General features: G+C 74.5%; 20 protein-coding genes. 7 read left to right on the top strand and 13 right to left on the bottom strand.

Features of this window, described 5'->3' with window-relative positions; genetic code table 11:
* Nucleotide 1 precedes the first annotated feature (1 nt).
* The 3 genes from KDL28_RS36015 to KDL28_RS36025 are packed head-to-tail and all read right to left on the bottom strand — an operon-like array spanning nucleotide 2 to nucleotide 2,522.
* A complete protein-coding gene (locus tag KDL28_RS36015) occupies nucleotides 2–1,252 on the bottom strand; it encodes a class I adenylate-forming enzyme family protein (RefSeq protein WP_252445941.1) in 1,251 nt (416 codons plus the stop codon).
* Nucleotides 1,249–1,824, bottom strand: a complete 576-nt coding sequence (locus tag KDL28_RS36020; protein ID WP_252445942.1) for a biotin transporter BioY — start codon at nucleotides 1,822–1,824, stop codon at nucleotides 1,249–1,251. The genes KDL28_RS36015 and KDL28_RS36020 overlap by 4 nt, the downstream gene beginning before the upstream one ends.
* Nucleotides 1,821–2,522: a TetR/AcrR family transcriptional regulator gene (locus KDL28_RS36025; protein WP_252445944.1), complete on the bottom strand. Its 702-nt coding sequence runs from the start codon at nucleotides 2,520–2,522 to the stop codon at nucleotides 1,821–1,823. The genes KDL28_RS36020 and KDL28_RS36025 overlap by 4 nt, the downstream gene beginning before the upstream one ends.
* Nucleotides 2,523–2,631: 109 nt before the next feature.
* Between KDL28_RS36025 and KDL28_RS36030 the strand changes: the two genes are divergently transcribed.
* Nucleotides 2,632–3,600, top strand: a complete 969-nt coding sequence (locus tag KDL28_RS36030; protein ID WP_252445945.1) for a phosphotransferase family protein — start codon at nucleotides 2,632–2,634, stop codon at nucleotides 3,598–3,600.
* Here the strand turns inward: KDL28_RS36030 and KDL28_RS36035 are convergent.
* The 3 genes from KDL28_RS36035 to KDL28_RS36045 all read right to left on the bottom strand — a co-directional run bounded on the left by KDL28_RS36035 (nucleotide 3,587) and on the right by KDL28_RS36045 (nucleotide 6,653).
* The gene (locus tag KDL28_RS36035; protein ID WP_252445946.1) at nucleotides 3,587–4,525 is read right to left on the bottom strand and encodes a TIGR03621 family F420-dependent LLM class oxidoreductase; all 939 of its coding nucleotides are present in this window, start codon (nucleotides 4,523–4,525) and stop codon (nucleotides 3,587–3,589) included. The two genes, KDL28_RS36030 and KDL28_RS36035, sit on opposite strands and share 14 nt — an antisense overlap.
* Nucleotides 4,526–4,647: 122 nt before the next feature.
* Nucleotides 4,648–5,421: a nucleotidyltransferase domain-containing protein gene (locus KDL28_RS36040; protein WP_252445947.1), complete on the bottom strand. Its 774-nt coding sequence runs from the start codon at nucleotides 5,419–5,421 to the stop codon at nucleotides 4,648–4,650.
* 80 nt (nucleotides 5,422–5,501) lie between these two features.
* Nucleotides 5,502–6,653, bottom strand: a complete 1,152-nt coding sequence (locus KDL28_RS36045) for an acyl-CoA dehydrogenase family protein (protein ID WP_252445948.1) — start codon at nucleotides 6,651–6,653, stop codon at nucleotides 5,502–5,504.
* Between the two features lie 42 nt (nucleotides 6,654–6,695).
* Between KDL28_RS36045 and KDL28_RS36050 the strand changes: the two genes are divergently transcribed.
* Nucleotides 6,696–7,472, top strand: a complete 777-nt coding sequence (locus KDL28_RS36050) for an isocitrate lyase/PEP mutase family protein (RefSeq protein WP_252445949.1) — start codon at nucleotides 6,696–6,698, stop codon at nucleotides 7,470–7,472.
* 105 nt (nucleotides 7,473–7,577) lie between these two features.
* Here the strand turns inward: KDL28_RS36050 and KDL28_RS36055 are convergent, their stop codons facing one another.
* On the bottom strand, nucleotides 7,578–9,131 hold the full coding sequence (locus tag KDL28_RS36055; RefSeq protein ID WP_252445991.1) for an MFS transporter: 1,554 nt from the start codon (nucleotides 9,129–9,131) through the stop codon (nucleotides 7,578–7,580).
* 373 nt (nucleotides 9,132–9,504) lie between these two features.
* On the opposite strand from KDL28_RS36055, the gene KDL28_RS36060 reads away from it, so the two are divergent.
* A complete protein-coding gene (locus tag KDL28_RS36060; protein ID WP_252445950.1) occupies nucleotides 9,505–10,941 on the top strand; it encodes an APC family permease in 1,437 nt (478 codons plus the stop codon).
* Nucleotides 10,938–11,858, top strand: coding sequence for a universal stress protein (locus KDL28_RS36065; protein WP_252445951.1), 921 nt, complete (start codon nucleotides 10,938–10,940; stop codon nucleotides 11,856–11,858). Before KDL28_RS36060 ends, KDL28_RS36065 begins: the two co-directional genes overlap by 4 nt.
* Nucleotides 11,859–11,955: 97 nt before the next feature.
* On the opposite strand, the gene KDL28_RS36070 is transcribed toward KDL28_RS36065, so the two are convergent.
* The 5 genes from KDL28_RS36070 to KDL28_RS36090 all read right to left on the bottom strand — a co-directional run bounded on the left by KDL28_RS36070 (nucleotide 11,956) and on the right by KDL28_RS36090 (nucleotide 16,976).
* Nucleotides 11,956–13,308 (bottom strand): ABC transporter substrate-binding protein, encoded by a 1,353-nt coding sequence (locus KDL28_RS36070; RefSeq protein WP_252445952.1) that lies wholly within the window; start codon nucleotides 13,306–13,308, stop codon nucleotides 11,956–11,958.
* The gene (locus KDL28_RS36075; protein WP_252445953.1) at nucleotides 13,305–14,480 is read right to left on the bottom strand and encodes a branched-chain amino acid ABC transporter permease; all 1,176 of its coding nucleotides are present in this window, start codon (nucleotides 14,478–14,480) and stop codon (nucleotides 13,305–13,307) included. Before KDL28_RS36075 ends, KDL28_RS36070 begins: the two co-directional genes overlap by 4 nt.
* Nucleotides 14,480–15,358, bottom strand: coding sequence for a branched-chain amino acid ABC transporter permease (locus KDL28_RS36080; protein WP_252445954.1), 879 nt, complete (start codon nucleotides 15,356–15,358; stop codon nucleotides 14,480–14,482). The genes KDL28_RS36075 and KDL28_RS36080 overlap by 1 nt, the downstream gene beginning before the upstream one ends.
* 24 nt (nucleotides 15,359–15,382) lie before the next feature.
* Nucleotides 15,383–16,144, bottom strand: coding sequence for an ABC transporter ATP-binding protein (locus KDL28_RS36085; RefSeq protein WP_252445955.1), 762 nt, complete (start codon nucleotides 16,142–16,144; stop codon nucleotides 15,383–15,385).
* 70 nt (nucleotides 16,145–16,214) lie between these two features.
* Nucleotides 16,215–16,976: an ABC transporter ATP-binding protein gene (locus KDL28_RS36090; protein ID WP_252445993.1), complete on the bottom strand. Its 762-nt coding sequence runs from the start codon at nucleotides 16,974–16,976 to the stop codon at nucleotides 16,215–16,217.
* 327 nt (nucleotides 16,977–17,303) lie between these two features.
* Between KDL28_RS36090 and KDL28_RS36095 the strand changes: the two genes are divergently transcribed.
* Nucleotides 17,304–18,458 carry a PucR family transcriptional regulator gene (locus KDL28_RS36095; RefSeq protein ID WP_252445956.1) on the top strand — a complete coding sequence of 385 codons (1,155 nt, stop codon included), beginning with the start codon at nucleotides 17,304–17,306 and terminating at the stop codon, nucleotides 18,456–18,458.
* An 86-nt stretch (nucleotides 18,459–18,544) separates the two neighbouring features.
* Here KDL28_RS36095 and KDL28_RS36100 read toward each other — a convergent pair whose 3' ends face one another.
* On the bottom strand, nucleotides 18,545–19,510 hold the full coding sequence (locus KDL28_RS36100; RefSeq protein WP_252445957.1) for an aldo/keto reductase: 966 nt from the start codon (nucleotides 19,508–19,510) through the stop codon (nucleotides 18,545–18,547).
* Nucleotides 19,511–19,583: 73 nt separating this feature from the next.
* On the opposite strand from KDL28_RS36100, the gene dhaK reads away from it, so the two are divergent.
* Nucleotides 19,584–20,585, top strand: a complete 1,002-nt coding sequence (gene dhaK / locus KDL28_RS36105) for a dihydroxyacetone kinase subunit DhaK (RefSeq protein WP_252445958.1) — start codon at nucleotides 19,584–19,586, stop codon at nucleotides 20,583–20,585.
* A 5-nt stretch (nucleotides 20,586–20,590) separates the two neighbouring features.
* Nucleotides 20,591–21,223 (top strand): dihydroxyacetone kinase subunit DhaL, encoded by a 633-nt coding sequence (gene dhaL, locus KDL28_RS36110; RefSeq protein WP_372497168.1) that lies wholly within the window; start codon nucleotides 20,591–20,593, stop codon nucleotides 21,221–21,223.
* Nucleotides 21,224–21,227 lie beyond the last annotated feature (4 nt).

Consider the following 21,227-nt stretch of genomic DNA (forward strand, 5'->3'; position numbering starts at 1 on the left):
GTCAGCGCAGCGGGTCGGCCCGCAGGGTGCCGGCGGCCAGCTGCTCGCCGACCAGCGCCCTGGCCGGTTTCCCGGACGGCGTGCGCGGTAGCCGGGGCACCACGAGCCAGCGGCGCGGGCGCTTGGCGGGCTCCAGGCCGTCCCGGGCCGCGGCGCGCAGGGCGCGCAGGGTGGGCCCGGCCTCGACGACCGCGGTCACCACCGATCCGAGCCGGGGGTGCGGCGTGGCGGCGACCAGCACGTCCCGCGCGCCGGGGGCGTCGCGCAGCACCGCCTCCACCTCCTCGGCCGACACCAGCCGCCCGCCGCAGGAGATCGTGGCCGTCCCGCGGCCGTGCACCCGCAGCCCGCCGGTGGGGGTGAGCTCGGCGCGATCGCCGACGGTCGTCCACGGCCCGGCCGGCTCGACCGCGCCGCCGCGCAGGTGGCCGCGGAACGCCAGGGGTGATCGCACCCACAGCACGCCCTCCCGGACCCGCAGGTCCACGCCGTCGACCGGGCGCAGCTCGGCCTCGCCCCGGCGGCGCACGGCGATCAGGGAGTGCTCGGCCGAGCCGTAGTACTCGACGAGTTCGGCGTCGGGCAGCAGCCGGGCGAACCGCTCGCGCACGGGCGCGGGCAGGTGGGCGCCGCCGCAGACGACCACCCGCGGCGCCCCGCGCCCGGGTGCGCGCTCGACGCGGTCGAGGAGGTCGACCAGCGCGGCCGGCACCAGGTGCACGGTTCCGGCGCGGCGGGCGTCGGCGAGCTCCAGCCGGGGGCGCAGCGCGGGCGCCGTGCCGCACCACAGGGCGTGCAGCGCCCCGAACAGGAACAGCGACGAGCTGGGCGGGCCGGGGACCAGCACCGGCCCGGGCAGCTCGCCGAGCGCGGCGAAGCTGCGCAGCCAGGAGTCGCGCGAGCGGACCAGCACCTTCGGGCGTCCGCTGCTGCCCGAGGTGGTGGGCAGGTAGAACGCGGTGCCGGCGCCGCCGACCGGCCCGACGCGCCCGTCGGGAGGCGGGGGGCCGCCGGTGACGACGAGGTCGGGGGCGGCGTCGGCGAGCACGGCCGCGCGCTCGCGGGCCGTCCACCGCGGCTCGACCACGAGCGTGGCCGCGCCGAGCAGGTCGGCGCCGAGCAGCCAGGCGAGCGCGTCATCGGGGGCGGCCTCGACGGCGACGCGGTCGCCCTCGCGCACGCCCCGGGAGCGCAGCGCCGCGGCCGCACCGTGCGCCCGGGCCGGCGTCGCGGCCGGCCCGAGGACGGTCATCGGCCGCCGACCGCGGTCCGGTCGAGCCGGTCGGGCAGGGCCCGGTGCACGACGGCGGCGACCAGCGCGGCGACCACGACCTTGGCCGCGTCGCCGGGCACGAACACCAGGGAGCCGACCAGGGCGGTGCCGGCGTCGCCGGTGTAGACGGCCAGGAACGGCACGCCGACGGCGTAGTCGGCGAGCAGGCCACAGGTGGTGGCCAGCAGCAGCACCGGCAGCCCCGGGCGCGCCGCGCGCTGCACGATCAGACCGGTGACCAGGGCTGAGAGCATCCAGCCCAGCAGGAACCCGCCGCTGGGCCCGACGAACGGCGCCAGCCCGCCGCGCCCGCCGGACAGCAGGGGCAGGCCGATCGCGACGAGCGCCAGCAGCAGCACCACCGCCCCGGTGCCGCGCCGCGCTCCCAGCAGCGCGCCGGCCAGCAGCGGACCGATGTTCTGCAGCACGATCGGCACGCCGGTGGCCCCGAGGTGGATCCCGGGGAAGATCCCCAGCACGGCGATGAACGCGGCGAACACGACCACGGCGGCGATGGCGGCCGCGGGGGAACGATCGCGCGGAGCGGTCATGATCGGAGGCTAGTGCGCCGCCCGACCGCTCCGGCGGCCGCGTGTCCACCGTCGCACTCCGTCGAGAACGAACTCGTCGCCGTTGTGGACCGGTCCACACGGCGACAACCGCGTTCTCGACGGGGGCAGGTGGGGCGGGGGCGCAGGCCGTCGAGGTGCAGGGCCAGGAAGCGGCGCCACGCGAGCGGGTCGGCGTCCGCGGTGAGCTGGATGATCCGCGAGACCGCCCAGACGAGGGCGGCGAGGTCGTCGGCGGTGAAGTCGGCGCGCAACCCGCCCGCGCCCTTGGCCCGGTCGAGGATCCGGTCGACGTGGCCGAAGCCCGCGCAGGAGGTGCCGGGGTCGGCGGTGCCGGGCGCGTTGCGGGCCACGGCGTCGTTGATGCCGCGGTCGCGGGCCTGCAGCGAGAACATGCCCTCCAGGAACGCCACGAAGCCGTGCCACGGGTCGGGGTCGGCCAGCGCCTGCTCGGCGATCGGGTCGAGCGGGGACAGCTGCGCCGGCAGGATCGCCGCGACGAGCGCGGCCCGGTCGGCGAAGTGGTTGTAGAGCGTCCCGATGCTGACACCCGCGCGGCGCGCCACCTCGTCGAGGGGGGCGTCGAGGCCCTGCTCGCCCAGCACGGCCTCCGCGGCGCGCAGCAGCTTGTCGCGGTTGCGCACGGCGTCGGCGCGCAGGGGGCGCTCCCGGACCGTCACGGTCGCCGATCCTAGTCGCGGACCACGTCGAGGGCGGCCTCAAGCTCCTGCCGCCATCGACACCGACCACCGCCCGACGGACGTGCGCGCCGTCGGGCACAGTGTGCGGGTGCCGGACCTCGCCGCCGCCCTCACACCCGTGCTGACCGCCGCGCTCGGAGCCGGGAGCCGGGTCGTCGAGGCGACGTCGATGACGGCGGGCGCCTCCCGGCACACCACCGCGGTCGTCGTCGACGACGGGACCGGCGGTCGCCGCCGGCTGGTGCTCCAGCAGGCCCGACCCGGCACCGCCGGGGCCATGCTGGTCGAAGCGGAGCTCATGCGGCGGGCCCGCGCCGGCGGGGTGCCGGTGCCCGAGGTGGTGGCGGCCTCCGACGACCCGGACGCACCCGGCGCGCCGTACACGCTGACCGGCCACGTCGCGGGGGAGACGCTGCCGCAGCGGATCCTGGGCGACTGCCCGCCGGGACTGGCGCGCCGCTGCGGCGAGGTGCTGGCCGCGATCCACCGCATCGACCCGGCCGGCGTCGACCTGCCCGCCCCGGACGACCCGGTGCGCGCCCTGCGCGACCTGTACGACGGGACGGGGTCCGCGGTCCCCACCTTCGAGCTGGGCTTCCGGGAGCTGACCCGCGACCGGCCCCCGGCCTGTCCGCGCGGGCTGGTGCACGGCGACTTCCGGATGGGCAACCTGGTGGTCTCCGCGGACGCGCGCGGCGGCCTGGCCGCGGTGCTCGACTGGGAGCTCGCCCACGTCGGCGACCCGGTGGAGGACATGGGCTGGCTGTGCACCAAGGCCTGGCGGTTCCGCCGGCCCGCGGTGGTGGGCGGCTTCGGCGACGTCGACGACCTGCTCGCCGGCTACGCCGCGGGCGGCGGTCGGCCGGTCGACCGCGCGGAGCTGCACTGGTGGACCGTCTACGGCACGCTGCGCTGGGGCGTGCTGTGCCTGTCCATGCTGCGGGCCCACCTCGACGGCCACGTCCGCTCGGTCGATCGGGTCGCCATCGGGCGCCGGGTCGCCGAGCAGGAGTGGGACCTGCTCGACCTGCTCGACTCCGCCGCTACCGCCCGCTGAGCGCCTCCACGACCGGCGCGAATGCGTCCGGGTCGCGGACGACGTAGTGGCTGATGCCGAGCAGCTCGCGCAGCCGCTGCAGCTTGTCCACGACCTGCTCGACGCTCCCGAACAGCGCGAACGGGCTGTCGCGGACGGCGTCGGCGGTCAGCTCGAAGGCCCGGGCCACCTCCTCGGCGCTCGGCGCGTCCGCTCCGATGCGGAGGAACTGCACCAGGGCGGACCGCTCGATCCCGCCGTCGCGCTCCCCGGCGGCCTCGCTCAGCCAGCGGGCCCGCTCGACCAGCGCCGGCACGGCGAACCCGCCACCGCTCGGTGCCCCGCCCTCGCCGTGCACGATTCCGGTGAACTGGAAGATGTCGGCGTAGCGGGCGGCCAGCCGGACGACGCGGGGGCCGTGCCCGCCGATCAGGAACGGCACCCGCTCCTGCACCGGGCGCACCCCCAGGTCGTCGACGTGGACGCGGTGGTGCTCGCCGTCGTGGTCGGCGCGGCCCTCGTCGAGCAGCGCCCGCAGCACGGCGAGCGACTCGGCGAACCGGGAGACCCGCGCGCCCGGCGGCCGGATCGGCGCGCCGATGGCCTCGTGCTCGGACTCGTCGTAGCCGGTGCCCAGACCCAGGACCAGCCGACCGCCGGTCATGCGGTCGACGGTGGCCGCGGTGCGGGCCAGCAGCACCGGGTGGTGCAGCTCGTTGTTGAGCACCAGCGGGCCCACCCGCAGCCGCTCGGTCGCGGAGGCCGCGACGACCAGCGGCGCGAACGGGTCGACGTGGCCGATGTGGTCGTAGGAGTACAGCTCCTGGTAACCGAGCGACTCCACCTTCCTGGCGTACGGGGGCAGCGCGGCACCGTCGGCGAGCAGCGATCGGCCCGCGTCGAGGTGGGTGCCGCCCTGGACGGTGAACCGGAACGGGCGCGGCATGGCGGTGTCGGTGTCCCTTCGCGATCTCGACGGGTGGTCGTCGACAGCATCGCGTGCCCGGCCGGTCACCGGGACCCGGTTCGCTGCGCGCGGAACCGGGGCGACCGCGTGGCGCGTCCCGGTCAGCCCCGGGGGCCCGGGGGCCTACCGGCGGGGTCGAGCGGCACCGGGGCCGTGGCGGTCGAGGTGAAGTCGACGGCGGTGGTGGTGGCCACGGCGGTCGTCGGGTTCGGACCCGTCGCCGGCCCGTTCTCGACGCCCGTGTCCAACCCCGCCCTGGCCAGCAGGCCCTTCTCGTTGAGCGCCCACTCGCCGCGCTCGGCGAGGCGGGCGTGCGCCTCCTCGAAGTCGGCCCGGGTGCGCACGGCCGCGGCGGCGCGCTGGTCGCCGCGGTCGGCGTGGTGCTCGGCGTAGGTGCGGTGGAACTGCGCCCGCCACCGCCACGACGGCGGCGCCGACTCGCGCAGCACGGGCGGGAACTGCGGGCGGGGCAGCGGCGGCCCGGTCAGCTGGCGGCCCAGCGCCAGCTCGCCGGCCAGCGCGTAGGTGGGCCAGCCCGCGAGGTGGCCGAGCAGCGGGTCGATCTCGAAGCGGCCCTGCTCGGCGAGCGCCGCCCAGCTCTCCACGACGTCGAGGTCGCGGTAGAGCACGTCGACCTTGATCCCGTCGAGGGTCCACCAGGCGCCGCCGTTCATCAGCCGCCCCCATTCGCCGGGGTCGACGACCGTGCCGGGGTGCCCGAAGGCCCGCAGGTGACCGGCGTCGAGGTGGCCCCGGTAGTAGAGGCCGAAGTCCCAGTCGCTGTCGGGGAGCTCGGCGCCGCGGGCCCGGGACCCGCCGAGGGTGACCGCGACGACCCCGGGGATGGCCTGGAGCCGCTCAGCGAGCCAGTGCATCGTCGAAGTATGACGGCTCGGCCTGACGCCCGGCGGGGGGTCCCGGGGGTCCGCCCGCCGGTCGGGCAGCCGGTGCGGGCTCAGCCCAGTCCGCCCCGCTTGACCAGCTGCGCGGCGATGACGTTGCGCTGGATCTCGTTGGTGCCCTCGCCGACGATCATCAGCGGGGCGTCGCGGAAGTAGCGCTCGACGTCGTACTCGGTGGAGTAGCCGTAGCCGCCGTGGATGCGCACGGCGTCGAGGGCGACCTCCATCGCGGTCTCCGAGGCGAACAGCTTGGCCATGCCGGCCTCCATGTCGCAGCGCTGGCCGGCGTCGTACTTCTCGGCGGCGTAGAGGATGAGCTGGCGGGCCGCGGTCAGCTTCGTCGCCATGTCGGCCAGGTAGTTGCCGATCGACTGGTGCTGCCAGATCGGCTTGCCGAAGCTCTCCCGCTCCTGGGCGTAGCGCAGGGCGTCGTCGAACGCGGCGCGACCGACGCCGAGCGCCCGCGAGGCGACCTGGATGCGCCCGGTCTCCAGGCCCTTCATCATCTGCGCGAAGCCGCGGCCCTCGGCCCCGCCGAGCACGGCGTCGCCGGGCACCCGCATGTCGGTGAAGCTGAGCTCGCAGCTCTCCACGCCCTTGTAGCCGAGCTTGGGCAGGTCGCGGCTGACGGTGAGGCCCGGCCCGTGCTCGACGAGCAGCACGGAGATGCCGCGGTGCGCGGGCTGGGCGGCGGGGTCGGTCTTGCAGAGCAGGGCGATCAGCTGGGAGCGGCGCGAGTTGGTGATCCACGTCTTGGACCCGTTGACCACGTAGGAGTCGCCGTCGCGGCGGGCCACCGTGGTCATCGCCTGCAGGTCCGAACCGCCGCCCGGCTCGGTCAGCGCCATCGTGGCGCGGACCTCGCCGGTCGCCATCCGGGGCAGGTAGCGCCGCTTCTGCTCCTCGGTGCCGAACTCCGAGAGCAGCTTGGCCACGACGGTGTGCCCGCCCATCGCCCCGGCCAGGCTCATCCAGCCGCGCGCCAGCTCCGCGGTGACCAGCGCGTAGCAGGGCATGGACACCGGGGCCTCGCCGTAGGGCTCGCCGATGGCCAGCCCGAAGATGCCCAGCTGCTTCATCTGCTCGATGAGCTTCTCGGGGTAGGTGTCGTCGTGCTCGAGCTCGCGGACGACGGGGCGGACCTCCCGGTCGACCCACTCGCGCACGGTGTCGACGACGGCCTGTTCCTCGGTGCTCAACCCCATCGGAACACGATAGGCCCGCTCCGGGCGACTAGCGTGATCGTCGTGACGACCACCGCAGAGAAGGCCGCGGAGCTGCTCCGCCTGCACACCGACCCCGAGCTGCTCCTCGTGGTCAACGTCTGGGACGCGATCACGGCCGAGGTCGTGGCCGACACCCCGGGTACGAAGGCGCTGGCCACGGCCAGCCACAGCATCGCCGCCGCGCACGGCTACCCCGACGGGGAGGTCATCCCGCGCGACGAGATGATCGCCGCGGTCGGGCTGATCGCGCGCACGGTGGAGCTGCCCGTCACCGCCGACCTGGAGGCCGGATACGGCGACGCGGGCGGCACGATCGCCCGCGCCATCGACGTCGGGATCGTCGGGGCGAACCTCGAGGACCAGATGAAGCCGCTGCCCGAGGCGGTGGCCGCGGTCGAGGCGGCCGTCGCGGCGGGGGAGCGGGCGGGCGTGCCGTTCGTGCTGAACGCCCGCACCGACGCCTTCCTCCGGGGCGCCGACCGCGACCCGGAGGACGTGCTGGCCGACGCCGTCGAACGCGGCCGGGCCTACCTCGACGCCGGGGCGTCGAACTTCTTCGCCCCCGGCAGGCTCGACGAGCAGACCGTCGGGCGGCTGGTGGAGGCGCTCGGCGAGCGCAAGGTGAACCTCATCGGCATCCCCGGCTCCATCGACCTGGCCACCGCGCGGCGCCTCGGCGTGGCCCGGGTGTCCTACGGGCCGTGGAGCCAGAACGTGGCCCTCACCGCGCTCTCGAACCTCGCCGCGGACGTCTACAACGGCGGCGGGCTGCCCGCCGACACCCGCAAGCTCAACTGATCCGCGCCGCACCCGAACGGGAAACCGTCGAGAACGACGCTGTGGGATCAACCCGAGCGGAGTCGATCCCACGACGTCGTCCTCGACGGGCCGGGGTGGAGTCGGTCAGCTCGGGCAGGGCACCGCGACGGGCTCCTGGTCGTCCTCGACGGGGGCCGGCTGCGGCGTGCGCAGCGCGACCGCGGCCAGCACCGCCAGCCCGGCCGCGATCACCGCGGCGACCAGCGAGGTCAGGTGCAGCCCGCTGACGAACGCGCTGTTCGCGGCCTGGACCAGGGCCGTGGCGTCGGCGGCGGGCAGCTGCGCGGCCACCGCGCCGACCCCGCCCAGCGTGTCGGCTGCGGCGTCGGCCAGCTCAGCCGGAACGCCCGCGGGCAGCCCGTCGGCGACGCCGCCGCGGTAGATCGCCAGTCCGATGGTGCCCAGCACCGCGATGCCCAGCGCCCCGCCCAGCTCGGAGGCCGTCTCGGAGATCCCGGACGCCGCGCCCGCGGCCTCCTCCGGGGCCGAGCCGACGATCATCTCGGTGGTCAGCCCGAACACCGGGCCCATCCCCAGCGAGACGACCAGCGAGGCCACGATCACCGCGACCATCCCCGACGACACGCTGACGGTGGTCAGCAGCAGCAGTCCCGCGGCGGCCAGCGCCAGGCCGGCCGAGACGACCGTCGCCGGCCGGAACCGGCGGACCAGCCGCGGCGACAGCTGCGAGCTCAGCACGAACCCGCCCGCCCCCGGCACCGCGGCCAGCCCGGCGGCCAGCGGCGAGAGCCCGAGCACCAGCTGCATGTACTGGCCCAGGTAGAGCACGTACCCGACCATCACGAAGATCGACAGGAAGTTGACCGCGAGGGCCACGGTGAACGCCCGGATCCGGAACAGCCGCACGTCGATCATCGGCTCGGGCAGCCGGCGCTGGCGGCGGAACCACGCGACCCCCAGCGCCACCCCGCCGGCCACCGCCAGCACCGGGACGACGTGCACGCCGTCCTGCACGGCCTGCTTGATCCCGTAGACCACCGCCAGCAGCGCCACCACCGACATCCCCGCGCTGACCAGGTCGAGCCGCCCGGCCCCCGGGTCGCGGTACTCCGGCAGCAGCTTGGGGCCCAGCACCAGCAGCGCGCCCATCACCGGCAGCGCCAGCAGGAACACCGACCCCCACCAGAACCACTCCAGCAGCACCCCGCCCAGCACCGGTCCGACCGCGCTGCCCGCCGAGAACGCCCCGATCCAGATGCCGACCGCGCGGGTGCGCTCGGCCGGGTCGCGGAACATGTGGAAGATCAGCGACAGCGTCGACGGCGCGATCGTGGCCCCGGCCAGCCCCAGCAGCGCCCGGCTGGCGATCAGCATCTCCGGCGTCGTCGAGAACGCCGCCACGATCGACATCACCCCGAACGCCGCGGCCCCGCCCATCAGCAGCCTGCGCCGCCCGATCCGGTCGCCCAGGGTGCCCATCGTGACCAGCGCACCCGCGACCATGAAGCCGTAGACGTCGATGATCCACAGCAGCTGGCTGCTGGTCGGGCGGAGGTCCTCGCTCAGCGCCGGGACCGCGAGGTCCAGCACGGTGAGGTCCATGACGTAGAGCAGGCAGGCCAGGGCGAGCACGGCCAGGCCGGTCCACTCTCGGCGGGTCGCCTTCGGCGGCGGCATGGTGTCCACGATCTCGTCCTCCCGGTCGGGGTCCCTGCGGGTGCGTCGGGGGTAGGACCCCGGTGCGCTCCCGGATTCATCGCAAGGTCGAACCGGGGGGCGGGAAATCGACACGGGCCGATCACCCTGCGGGTGGCGTCGGCCCTCTCGCAGCCTGCGGACCGGTGGCGGCCGGTTCGGGCCGGTGTCGCAGGCCCAGGGTGGTCGTCGCAGACTGCCTGCACCCTGCGAGGACCACCCCCGTGCTGCGAGGGACGCCACACCCCCTGTGCGGACTCGCCCCGCGAACCGCGACGTCAGAACTCGATCCGTCCTGTTGCGACGGTCCCGCGAGCGGTGGAACCTGCAGTGGTCCCGAGCCGAAGGAGGTCGCGTGGCGACCATCTTGCAGCGTTCGTTCCGGCGCAAGCCCGTGTCCTCGATGGCCGCCGAGACCGGCGCCGACAGCGGGGGAGGGGAGCTCGCGCGGTCGATCGGGCTGTTCCAGCTGGCCATGATCGGGGTCGGGGCCACCATCGGCACGGGCATCTTCTTCGTGCTCACCGAGGCCGTGCCGGCGGCGGGCCCTGCGGTGGTGTGGTCGTTCGTGATCGCCGGCGTGGTCGCCGGCCTCACCGCGGTCTGCTACGCCGAGCTGGCCAGCGCGGTGCCGGTGTCGGGGTCGTCGTACTCCTACGCCTACGCCACGCTCGGCGAGGTGGTGGCCATGGGGGTGGCCGCCTGCCTGCTGCTGGAGTACGGGGTGTCGTCGGCCGCGGTGGCCGTGGGCTGGAGCGAGTACCTCAACCAGCTGCTGGGCAACCTGTTCGGCGTCGCCATCCCGGACGTCCTGTCGAACTCGCCCGAGGAGGGCGGGATCATCAACCTGCCCGCGATCGTGCTGGTGGCATTGTGCGCGCTGCTGCTGATCCGCGGGGCCAGCGAGTCGGCGGCGGTCAACGCGACCATGGTGCTGATCAAGCTCGCGGTGCTGGTGCTGTTCATCGTGGTCGGGATCAGCGGCTGGAACACCGACAACTTCGCCGACTTCGCGCCGTTCGGGGTCACCGGCATCACCGGCGCGGCGGGCATCATCTTCTTCTCCTACATCGGCCTGGACGCCGTCTCGACGGCCGGTGAGGAGGTGCGCAACCCGCGCCGGACGATGCCGCTGGCCATCCTGATCGCGCTGGCCACGGTCACGGTGGTGTACGTGCTGGTGGCGCTGGTCGCGGTGGCGGCGCAGCCGGCCGCGGAGTTCGAGGGCCAGGAGGCCGGGCTCTCGGCGATCCTGGAGTCGGTCACCGGCCAGGCCTGGCCGGGCACGCTGATCGCCGCCGGGGCGGTCATCTCGATCTTCAGCGTGACCCTGGTGACGATCTACGGCCAGACCCGCATCCTGTTCGCCATCGGCCGCGACGGCATGCTGCCGCGCTTCTTCAGCACGGTGAACCCGCGCACCCGCACGCCGGTCAACAACACGATCGTCGTGGCGATCGCGGTCGCGCTGCTGGCCGGGCTGCTGCCGATCAACTTCCTGGCCGAGATGACCAGCATCGGCACCCTCGTGGCGTTCACGGTGGTGTCCGTCGGCGTGATCATCCTGCGGCGCACGGCCCCCGACCTGCCGCGCGGGTTCAAGGTGCCCGGCTACCCGGTGGTGCCGATCCTGTCGATCCTGGGCTGCATCTGGATCATCGTCGGGCTGCGCACGATCACGATCCTGGTGTTCCTGATCTGGGTGGCGGTGGTGCTGGTCTGGTACTACGCCTACGGGATCCGGCACTCCCGCCTCGGCGAACCCGGCACCCAGGTCGAGGACCGGGCATGACCCTCGTCGTCGGCCTGCCGCGCGACGAGCGCGCGGCCACCGCGCTGCACCTGGGCGGGCAGCTGGCCCGGGCGCTGGGCGACGACCTCGTCGTCTGCACCGTCGTCCCGCCGCCGTGGCCGCCCGGGCTGGGCCGGGTGGACGCGGAGTACCAGGAGTACCTCGACCGCGACGCCGAGGAGGCCCTCGCCCGGGCCCGCGACCTGCTCGCGCCCGGGCTCAGCGCCGACTTCGTCGTCGCCAGGGCCCGGTCGACCTCGCGCGGACTGGTGGAGACCGCCGAGGAGCGCGGGGCCACGGCCATCGTGCTGGGCTCCTCGGACGCCGGCATGCTCGGTCGGGTCGCGTTCGGCAGCGTGGCCGAGCGGCTGCTGCACACCTCGCCCGTCCCGGTGGTGCTGGCGCCGCGGGGGTTCCGCTGCCAGCCCGATGCCGGCGTCAGCCGGGTCACCGCCGCGTTCGGCGCGGCCGAGGGCGACGAGGACCTGGTCGTCGCGGCGGCCGGCGTCGCGGTCCGGATGGGGGCGGCGCTGCGGGTGGCCTCGTTCGCCGTCCGCCCCCGCACCCCGCTGACCGCCGGCATCGGGTCGCGGGCCGAGGACGCCGTGCTCGCCGAGTGGTCGAGCGAGGTGAGCCAGGCGCAGCAGGCCGTGCTGGAGCACGTGGCCGCGCTGCCGACGGCGCCGACGAGCACCGGGGCGGTGATCGGGCGCGGCACCGAGTGGGACGCCGCGCTGCAGGACGTGGACTGGACCGACGGCGACCTGCTGGCCGTGGGGTCGAGCGCGGAGGGCCCGCTGGCCAGGGTGTTCATCGGCTCGCGCTCGTCGAAGATCGTGCGGCACTCGCCGGTGCCGGTCGTCGTGGTGCCCCGCGGTGCCGCGGTCGCGCTGGCCGAGCGGGCCGAGCAGGCCTGAACGCGCCGAGGGGGCGGTCCCGGGGCGCCGGGACCGCCCCCTCGGGCGGCCCGCCGCGGCACTGCGCTGTGCCGCGACGGGGACTGCGGTCGTGCCGTCAGCCGGTGGCGACCGGCTTGACGTCCGGGATCCCGTTCGCGGTCGGCTCCGACGGCGGCGTCCCGACCGGGGTGATCGGGGCCGTGCCGTTGTCGGTCACCAGCACGTCGGTCAGCAGCTGGACCGTGCCCCCGGTGATCTTGTTGACGGCCACGCCCGCGATGCCGCCGTGCTTGTCGGCGGAGAACCGGAACGGGGCCAGCCACGGGCCCTGGAACGTCTTACCGCCGCTCTCGACGGCCTTGACGATGCCCTCGCGCGTCGGGTTCGGCCCGGCCGCCTGCAGCGCGGAGACGAACGTGTAGGCCTGCGACATGCCGTAGATGCGGAAGTTGTTCAGGTCGCCCTCGCCGCCGTGCTCGTCCCACACCTTCCCGAACAGCTGCACCCACTTGTCGTCCGTCTGCGTGACGTTGGGCAGGTAGCTGGTGCTGATCACGCCCTCCAGCAGCCCGGCGTCGGTGATCGCGCCCTCGGAGAAGCGGGCCAGCAGCGAGCCGACCAGGGTCAGGTCCGCGCCCACGTTGGAGTAGGCCCACTGCGGCTTGTAGTTCAACCGCAGCGCGTTGAGCTGCGAGAGCGCCGTGTACGACGGCACCGCGAAGCCCACCACGAGGTCGGCGCCCGCGGCCTGCAGGGCGGCGATCTGCGGGGCGATGTCGGTGTTGCCGGGGGTGTAGCGCTGGACGGTGACGATCTGGGAGTCCAGGTACTGCCGGGCGCCCTTCTCGCCGTCCCGGCCGAAGTCGTCGTCCTGGACGAACAGCCCGACCTTGGCCTGCGGGAAGTTCTGCGCGAGGTACTGGGCCAGGATCTTGCCCTCGACCTCGTAGTCGGGCTGCCAGCCGAAGGTCTGGGGGTTCTCCTGCGGCTGGTCCCACAGCAGCGAGCCGGAGGAGACGAACAGGTCCGGCACGCCCTCGGAGTTGAGGAAGTCGATGACGGCGGAGTGCGTCGGGGTGCCCAGGCCGCCGAGCATCGCGAAGATCTGGTCCTGCAGCACCAGCTCGTTGGTGACCTGGCTGGTCTGCGTCGGGTTGTAGGCGTCGTCCTTGTAGACGTACTCGATCTGCCGGCCGTTGACCCCGCCGTTGGCGTTGACGTAGTCGAAGTAGGCCTTGGTCCCGGTGGGGATGTCGGCGTAGCCGGGCGCCGCCACGCCCGTCAACGGGAAGTGCGCGCCGACCTTGACGGTGGTCTCGGTGATGCCGACGTCGGAGGCGGTGGCCGCCTCGCCGGTCGCGCCGGTGCCACCGCCGTCCTCGGCCGGTCTGCCGCCCGCGCCACAGGCGGCCAGCGCCAGGGACGCGGCGACGGCCGCGGCCGCCAGCCGTGCGGTTCTGCTGATCATGCACTCCTCCTCGTCGAGGAACCCGAGCGGTCGCTCCGAGTCCGATGCCAGACCTTGCGAAGCACGCCGACCGCGCCCGCGGGCGCGAGCAGCATCACGAGCACGAGCACGACCCCGTAGACGAACGGGGCCACCTCGGCGGCGGCGGTGGCGTCCAGCCCGAGCGACGTGCCCAGGTTCGTCACCGTCGGCGTCAGGAAGACCAGGAGCGCGCTGCCCAGCAGCGCCCCGGTGAAGGTGCCCAGCCCGCCGAGCACGACGGCGGTCAGCAGGCTCAGCGACAGCACGATGGTGAACCCGCTCGGGGCGGCCAGGCGCACCACGACGGCCAGCACCGCGCCGGCCAGGCCCGCGCAGGCGGCGCTGACCACGAAGGCGACCACGCGGGTGCGGCCCAGCCGGATGCCGGCCAGCTCGGCGGCGACCTCGTCGTCGCGCACGGCCTGCCAGACGCGCCCGACCCGGCCCCGCTTGAGGTTGGCCATCAGCAGCAGGACCACCAGCAGGGTGATCCAGCCGACGTAGGCCAGGTACTTCACGCCCGGGGTCTCGTTGGCCGAGAGGAAGTAGATGGCGTCGGAGAACCAGTCCGGCGCGCGCGGCGCGGCGATCCGCAGCCCCTGCTCGCCCCCCAGCACCTCGTCGAAGTAGATGGCCAGCCCGGGCAGCGCCACGGCCAGCGCCAGGGTGGCGCCGGCGAGGTACGGGCCGTGCAGCCGGGCGGCCGCGGCGCCGACCACGACGCCGACGACGGCCGTCACGGCCATCGCCACCAGCATCACGATCGGCAGCGGCAGCGCGGCGCCGTCGGCGTCGGGCCCGAGCAGCAGGCCGGTCGTGTAGGCCCCGACCGCCATGAGCGCGCCGTGCCCGAGCGAGATCTGGCCGTTGAGCCCGGTCAGCGTGGTGAGCCCGACGGCGGCGATCGCGTAGTAGGACATCGTCGCGAACTGGGAGTTGCGGAACGGGTTGGTCAGCTCCAGCACGAGGAAGACCACGACCAGCCCGCCCAGCGCGGCCAGCGCGTGCCGGGCGAACGTCGACTTCGGCAGCCTGCGCCGCACGGCGTCGAACCGGCCCGGCGGCGGGGCGGGCGCGGCGGCGCTGGCGGGCGCGGCGGCCTGCCCGGTGTCCTTCTCGGTGTCCTGCGGGGTGTCGGCCTGCTGCGTCATCAGACCCTCCTGGCCGCGGCGTGGGAGAACAGGCCCTGCGGGCGGACCAGCAGCACGGCCACCAGGATCACCAGCGAGGCCAGCGCGACCAGCTCGCTGCCGAGGTAGCCGCTCACGTAGGACAGCAGCAACCCGATCGTCAGCCCGCCGACGACCGCACCGCCCGGCGACTCCAGGCCGCCGAGCACCGCGGCCACGAAGCCGTAGACGACGACGGCGTCCATGTAGTTGGGGGAGACGAGGTTGCCGCCGGCGATCAGCACCCCGGCCAGCGACCCGACCACCGCGGCCAGCGCCCAGCCCAGGGTGAGCAGCGCGCCCACCCGCACCCCGAGCAGCCGCGACATCTCCTGGCTGAACGCCGAGGCCCGCATCTGCAGGCCCAGGTTGGTGAACCGGAACAGCGCCACCAGCGCCAGCATCACCACGATCACCGCGACGATCACGAAGATGCTGTTCGGGGTGAACGCGATGTTGACGCCGCCGACGGTGAACCCGCGCAGGTCGAACGGCGCCGGGAACGACACGAACGTCGAGCCGAACAGGATCGCGGCCAGCGCCTGGAACCCGACGAACAACCCCAGGGTCACGATCACCGCGTTCAGCTCGGGACCGCCCTCGACCCGGCGCACGACCACCCGCTCGACCAGGGCGCCGAGCACCAGCCCGGACACCAGCGCGACCAGCAGCCCCACCCAGTACGACTGCCCGGCCTCGATCAGCGCGAGCGCGATGTAGGTGGTGAACATGGCCATCGCGCCCTGCGCGAAGTTGACGATCCGGGTGGACCGCCAGATCAGCACCAGTGCCAGCGCGATCGCGGCGTACACCGCGCCCTGCGCCAACCCGGTCAGCGTGACGTTCAGGAACTGCTGCATACCGTCCCCTGCTCGGAAGCCCTGCTAGAAACCCAGGTAGGCGTGGCGGAGGCCGTCGTCGGCGGCCAGCGCGGCGGCGCTGTCGACCGCCACCACCCGGCCGAGGTTGAGCACGACGCCGACGTCGGCGATGGACAGCGCGCTGCGCGCGTTCTGCTCGACCAGCAGCACGCTCAGCCGCTCGCCCGCGGTGTCGTCCACCAGCTCGCGGAGCAGGCCGAAGATCTGCGCCACGATCCGCGGGGCGAGCCCGAGCGAGGGCTCGTCGAGCAGCAGCACGTCTGGGCCGGACAGCAGCGCCCGCCCGATCACCAGCATCTGCCGCTCGCCGCCGGAGAGCGTGTGCGCGTGGCGGCCGCGGCGCTCGGCCAGCGGCGGGAACATCGTGTAGATGTCGTCGAGCTGCTGGCGGGTGCGCTTGCGCGAGCTGCCCAGCAGCGCGCCGAGGCGCAGGTTCTCCTCGACGGTCAGCTCGGTGATGACGCCGCGGCCCTCCGGCACGTGCGCCACCCCGGCCCGGGCGATCATCTCGGCCGGGGCGCGGGTCACGTCGCGGCCGCCGAGCAGCACCTTGCCCGCCGTGGGGCGGACGAGCCCGGAGATCGTGCGCAGCAGCGTCGTCTTGCCTGCGCCGTTCGCGCCGAGCACCGCGGTGATCCGGCCGGGCTCGGCGCTGACGTCGACCCCGTCGAGCGCGGTGACCGGCCCGTAGCTGGCGCTCAGTCCGACGACCTCGAGCCCGGTCGTCCGGGCGTCCGCGGGGCGGGTGTCCGAACTGGTGCTCATCGCTCTCCCTCGCTGCGCTCGGTCGGCGCTTCGCGCAGGCACTGCGCCGATGATTCGCTCGCGAGCTCGCTCATCGGTGCGTCGCCTCCTCGCCCAGGTAGGCGTCGATCACGGCGGGGTCGTCGCGGACCTCGTCGGGCGTGCCGTCGGCGACGACCTTGCCGAAGTCGAGCACCGTGATCCGGTCGCAGACGCTCATCACCAGGTCCATGTGGTGCTCGACGAGCACCACCGACATGCGCGCGGTCAGCGACCGGATCAGCTCGCCGAGCTCGGTCATCTCGTCGGCGCCCAGCCCGCTGGCCGGCTCGTCGAGCAGCAGCAGGTCGGGCGCCCCGGCCAGGGCCCTGGCCAACGACACCCGCTTCTGCACGGGGTAGGGCAGGCTGCCGGGCAGGCGCGCGGCGTAGGACTCGACGCCCAACTCGACCAGCGCCTCGACGGCCCGCTCGCGCAGCGCGCGCTCGTCGCGGTCGGAGCGCGGGAGCGCGAACAGCGTCGAGGCGAACCCGGCGCGGGCGTGCCGTTCCGCGCCGACCATCACGTTCTCCAGCACGGTGAGCCCGGCGAACAGCCCCACGCCCTGCAGGGTGCGGGCGATGCCCATCCCGGCCAGCCGGTGCGGGCGGAGCCCGCGCACCGGTCGTCCGTGGCGGAGTACAGTGCCGGTGTCGGGGCGGACGAAGCCGCAGCAGACGTTGAACAGCGTCGTCTTGCCGGCTCCGTTGGGCCCGATGACCCCGCGCACCTCCCCGGGGCCGACCGAGAACGACACATCGTCGAGGGCGACGAGACCACCGAACCGCACGCTGACGCCGGCGACACCGAACACGGCCGCCTGGTCGTCGGTGGTGGCGTCGGCATCGGTCGCCTTGCCGAGGGGCACGGTCACGGGTCGCAACTCCATCGTCGGTCCGAGCACCGCGTCCGGCGCGGGTGCGGCACTACTTTGGGCGGAACGCCCAGCCGCCGCCATGGGCGCGGCGCCCAAGATGCCCCACCCCGACCTGGGCGCAGCGCCCCAGCTTGTGGACGGCGCTGTGCGTCGTGCTGCACAGTGCTGCCCGTGGCTACGCCTACGCGCAGTGGCGGACGAGTCGGCGCAGACCGCCCGCCCCTCCCTCGAGCACTGCCGCCGCAGGCCCACGAGGCACTGCTCGTGCTGGGGGCGGCGCTGCTCGAGGACGTCGACGCGCTCGCCGACCGGCTCACCGTGATGGCGCTGCAGCGCGAGTCCGTCTACTCCGACATGGACCTGGTCGAGGACCTCCGCGCGGCGTGCCGCATCAACCTCGAACGCGGCGTGCAGGTGCTGGCCCACCGGGTGCCGGAGGGCGTCGAGCCGGAGGACACCTCGCGCCAGACCGGTCGCCGCCGGGCCCGCCAGGGCGTGCCGCTGGAGTCGGTGCTGCGCGCCTACCGGCTCGGCGGGCGGGTGATGTGGGAGGCCCTGCTGGAGACCTCGCGGGGGCGCTTCAACGGCGCCTACGACGAGCCGCTCCTCGACGCCGCCGCCTACGTCTGGCGGGTGAGCGACAACAGCGCCTCGGCGCTGGTCGAGGCGTACCGGATGGAGGAGCTGCGGCTGCACAGCCACGACCTGAGCCGCCGGCACGCGATGCTCGACGCGCTGATCGAGGGCCGCGGCAGCGACCCGACGTTCCTGCGCAACGCGGCCACCGTGCTGGGGCTGCCCGAGGACGGGCCGCTGCTGTGCGTCGTGGCCCCGATGGAGACCGCGGGGGAGTACCCGCTGCGCTCGCCCCAGGAGGCCATGGCCCTGCAGGACATGCTGTCGGTGTGGTTCGTGCGCCCCCGCGACGAGGTGGGGGTGATCGTGCTGGGCTCGCGGCCGGCGAAGGTCGCGCTGGACGCCCTGCGCCCGTGCGTGATCGGGCGGGCCGGGGTCTCGCCGGTGATCGACGGCCTCGGCTCGGTCGACGCCGGCTACCGGATGGCCCAGACCGCGGCCCGCACGCTGAGCGGCCCCGGCCTGGCCGTGCTCGACGACCGCCTCCCCGAGGCGCTGCTGGTCGACAGCCCCGAGCTGCTGCCGCGCCTGGTCGGCACCGCCCTCGGCGGCCTGATGAGCCTGCCCCCGGCCGACCGCGACACCCTGCTGGGGACCCTGGAGGAGCTGCTGGCCTGCGGCGGGTCACCCACGCACGCGGCCACCGCGCTGTTCTGCCACCGCAACACGGTGATCTACCGGATGCGCCGGATCGAGTCCGCGACCGGCCGCTCGATCAGCAACCCGCGCGACCGGCTCCTGCTCACCCTGGGCCTGATGGCGGCCCGGGCGAAGCGGACCTGACGCGCGGCCGCCCCCCAATGCCGTCGAGAACGAACTCGTCGTCGTTCTGGACCGGTCCACACGACAACAGGTTCGTTCTCGACGGGTCAGTGCCAGGCGCGGGCTGAGCGGGCCGCCCAGTAGTCCCGCGGGGCCTCGGCGAGGTCCTCGAGCTCGCCGAGGACGTCGACGGGGACGGCCAGGGCGGTCGCGGAGGCGTTGCTGAGCACCTGGGCCGGGTCGACCCCGCCCGACAGCACGCACCAGGCCCAGGGCTGGGCGAGCGCGGCGGCGATGGCCAGCTGGTCCACCGGCACGCCGAGGCCGGCGGCCAGCGCCGCGACCCGGGCGGCGCGGTGGTCGTCGGGGGCGGCGCCGCCGGGGGCGAGCCGACCGTTCGCCACCGGCTCCTTGACGATCACCTCGGCGCCCGCCGCGGCCGCCGCGGCCAGCGCGGGCCCCGCGGAGGTCTCCAGCACGTTCCACGTCGACTGGACCGAGGTGAACAGCGGGAGGCCGTCGACGTCGATGCCGATCGCCTGCCGCACGGTCGCCGCCTGCGCCGGTCCGGAGGTGGACAGGCCCACGCGGACGCCGCGTTCGCGCAGTCCCGCCAGCGCCCGCAGCACGGCGGGGTCGTCGAGCACCCCGGTCTCGGGCGTGGCCGAGTGGATGTGGTAGCGCTCCAGGCGCTCGCCCAGCAGCGCCAGGCTCTGCGCGACCTGCTCGGTGAACGCCTCGACCGAGTGGTCCTTGACCTCGTGCACATCGGCGTCGACGTGCCACTCGCCGACGTAGCGGTAGCCCCACTTCGAGCCGATCCGCACGTCCGTCGCGTCCGGGCGCGCGGACAGCCACCCGGCCAGGAACTCCTCGGCCCGCCCGTAGGACCGCGCGACGTCGACGTAGCGCACACCGGCGGCGTACGCCGCGTCGAGCACGCGCCACGTCCGCCCGCGCAGGTCGTCGACCGAGCGCTGGTCCCCGAGATCGGCGCCCCGGCCCGAGGTGATGTAGGCGGGTCGGGCCACCGCGGCCAGGCCGATTCCGATCCGGGTGGGCAGGGGGTTCATCGAAGGTCCTTCCGGGCAGGTCGTCGTGCCTTACGGTTCGCAAACGATCGCGATAGTCCGACGAGGGGCCGCCGTGAAGAAGCTGATCAACGATCCCGCCGACGTGGTGTCCGAGGCGCTGCTGGGGATCGCCGCCGCCCACCCCGATCTCGGTGTCGACCACCAGAACAAGATCGTCTACCGGGCCGACGCGCCGGTCCGCGGCAAGGTCGGGCTGATCTCCGGCGGCGGGTCCGGTCACGAGCCGCTGCACGGCGGGTTCGTCGGCCCGGGGATGCTCGACGCGGCCTGCGCGGGCGAGGTCTTCACCTCCCCGGTGCCCGACCAGGTCGTCGCGGCCACGCGGCTGGCCGACGGCGGGGCGGGCGTGCTGCACATCGTCAAGAACTACACCGGCGACGTCATGAACTTCGAGATGGCCGCCGAACTGGTGACCGCCGACACGGGTGTCGAGGTGGCCTCGGTCGTCGTCGACGACGACGTCGCCGTGCAGGACAGCCTCTACACCGCGGGTCGGCGCGGCGTCGGCACGACGGTGCTGCTGGAGAAGATCACCGGCGCGGCCGCCGACGAGGGCCGCGACCTGGCCGCCGTGGCCGACGTCGCCCGCCGCGTCAACGCCGCCGGGCGCAGCATGGGCATGGCGCTGACCTCGTGCACCGTGCCCGCGGCCGGGCAGCCCACGTTCGACCTGCCCGAGGGCGAGATGGAGATCGGCATCGGCATCCACGGCGAGCCGGGCCGCAGGCGGGTACCGCTGGCCCCGGCCCGCGAGGTCGCCGAGATGCTGGTCGAGCCGGTGCTGTCCGACCTGGACTTCACCGGCGGCGACGGTGCCCTGGTGTTCCTCAACGGCATGGGCGGCACGCCCATGCTCGAGCTGTACCTGATGTACAACGAGGTCGCGAAGATCCTGCAGAAGGCCGGGGTGACGGTGGTCCGCTCGCTGGTCGGGCCCTACATCACCAGCCTGGAGATGGCCGGCTGCTCGGTCACCGTGCTCAAGCTCGACGACGAGCTGCTGCGGCTGTGGGACGCCCCGGTGAGCACCCCGGGCCTGCGCTGGGGGCGGTGAGCGCGGTGCCGACCGAAGGGGCGGTCGACGTGGCCGCGCTGCGCCGGTGGATCGACGCGTTCGCCGGCGACGTCGCCGAGCACCAGGAGGAGCTCACCCGGCTCGACTCGGCCATCGGCGACGCCGACCACGGCTCCAACCTCGCCCGCGGCATGAAGGCGGTGCTGGCCGCGCTCGACTCCGAGCGGCCGGCCACGGCGGGCGCGCTGCTCAAGCGCACCGGGATGACGCTGGTCAGCACGGTCGGCGGGGCGAGCGGTCCGCTCTACGGCACGTTCTTCCTGCGCATGGGCACGGCCGCGGGCGAGGTCGAGTCGCTGGACACCGCCGCGCTCGGCGCGGCGCTGCGGGCGGGCGTCGGCGGGATCGTGGCCCGCGGCAAGTCCGAGCTGGGCGACAAGACCATGTACGACGCGCTCGCCCCCGCCGTCGACGCCTACGACGCCGCGGGCGACGAGGTCGGCGCCGCGCTGCGGGCGGCGTCCGATGCCGCCGACCGGGGGCGCGACGCGACGATCCCGCTGCAGGCGCGCAAGGGCCGCGCGAGCTACCTGGGCGAGCGCAGCGTCGGCCACCAGGACCCGGGCGCCACCTCCGCGGCACTGCTGCTGGGCGCGGCGGCGCGCACCCTGGGATGATCAC

It is taken from the genome of Pseudonocardia humida (assembly GCF_023898865.1).
Classification (GTDB): Bacteria; Actinomycetota; Actinomycetes; order Mycobacteriales; family Pseudonocardiaceae; genus Pseudonocardia; species Pseudonocardia humida.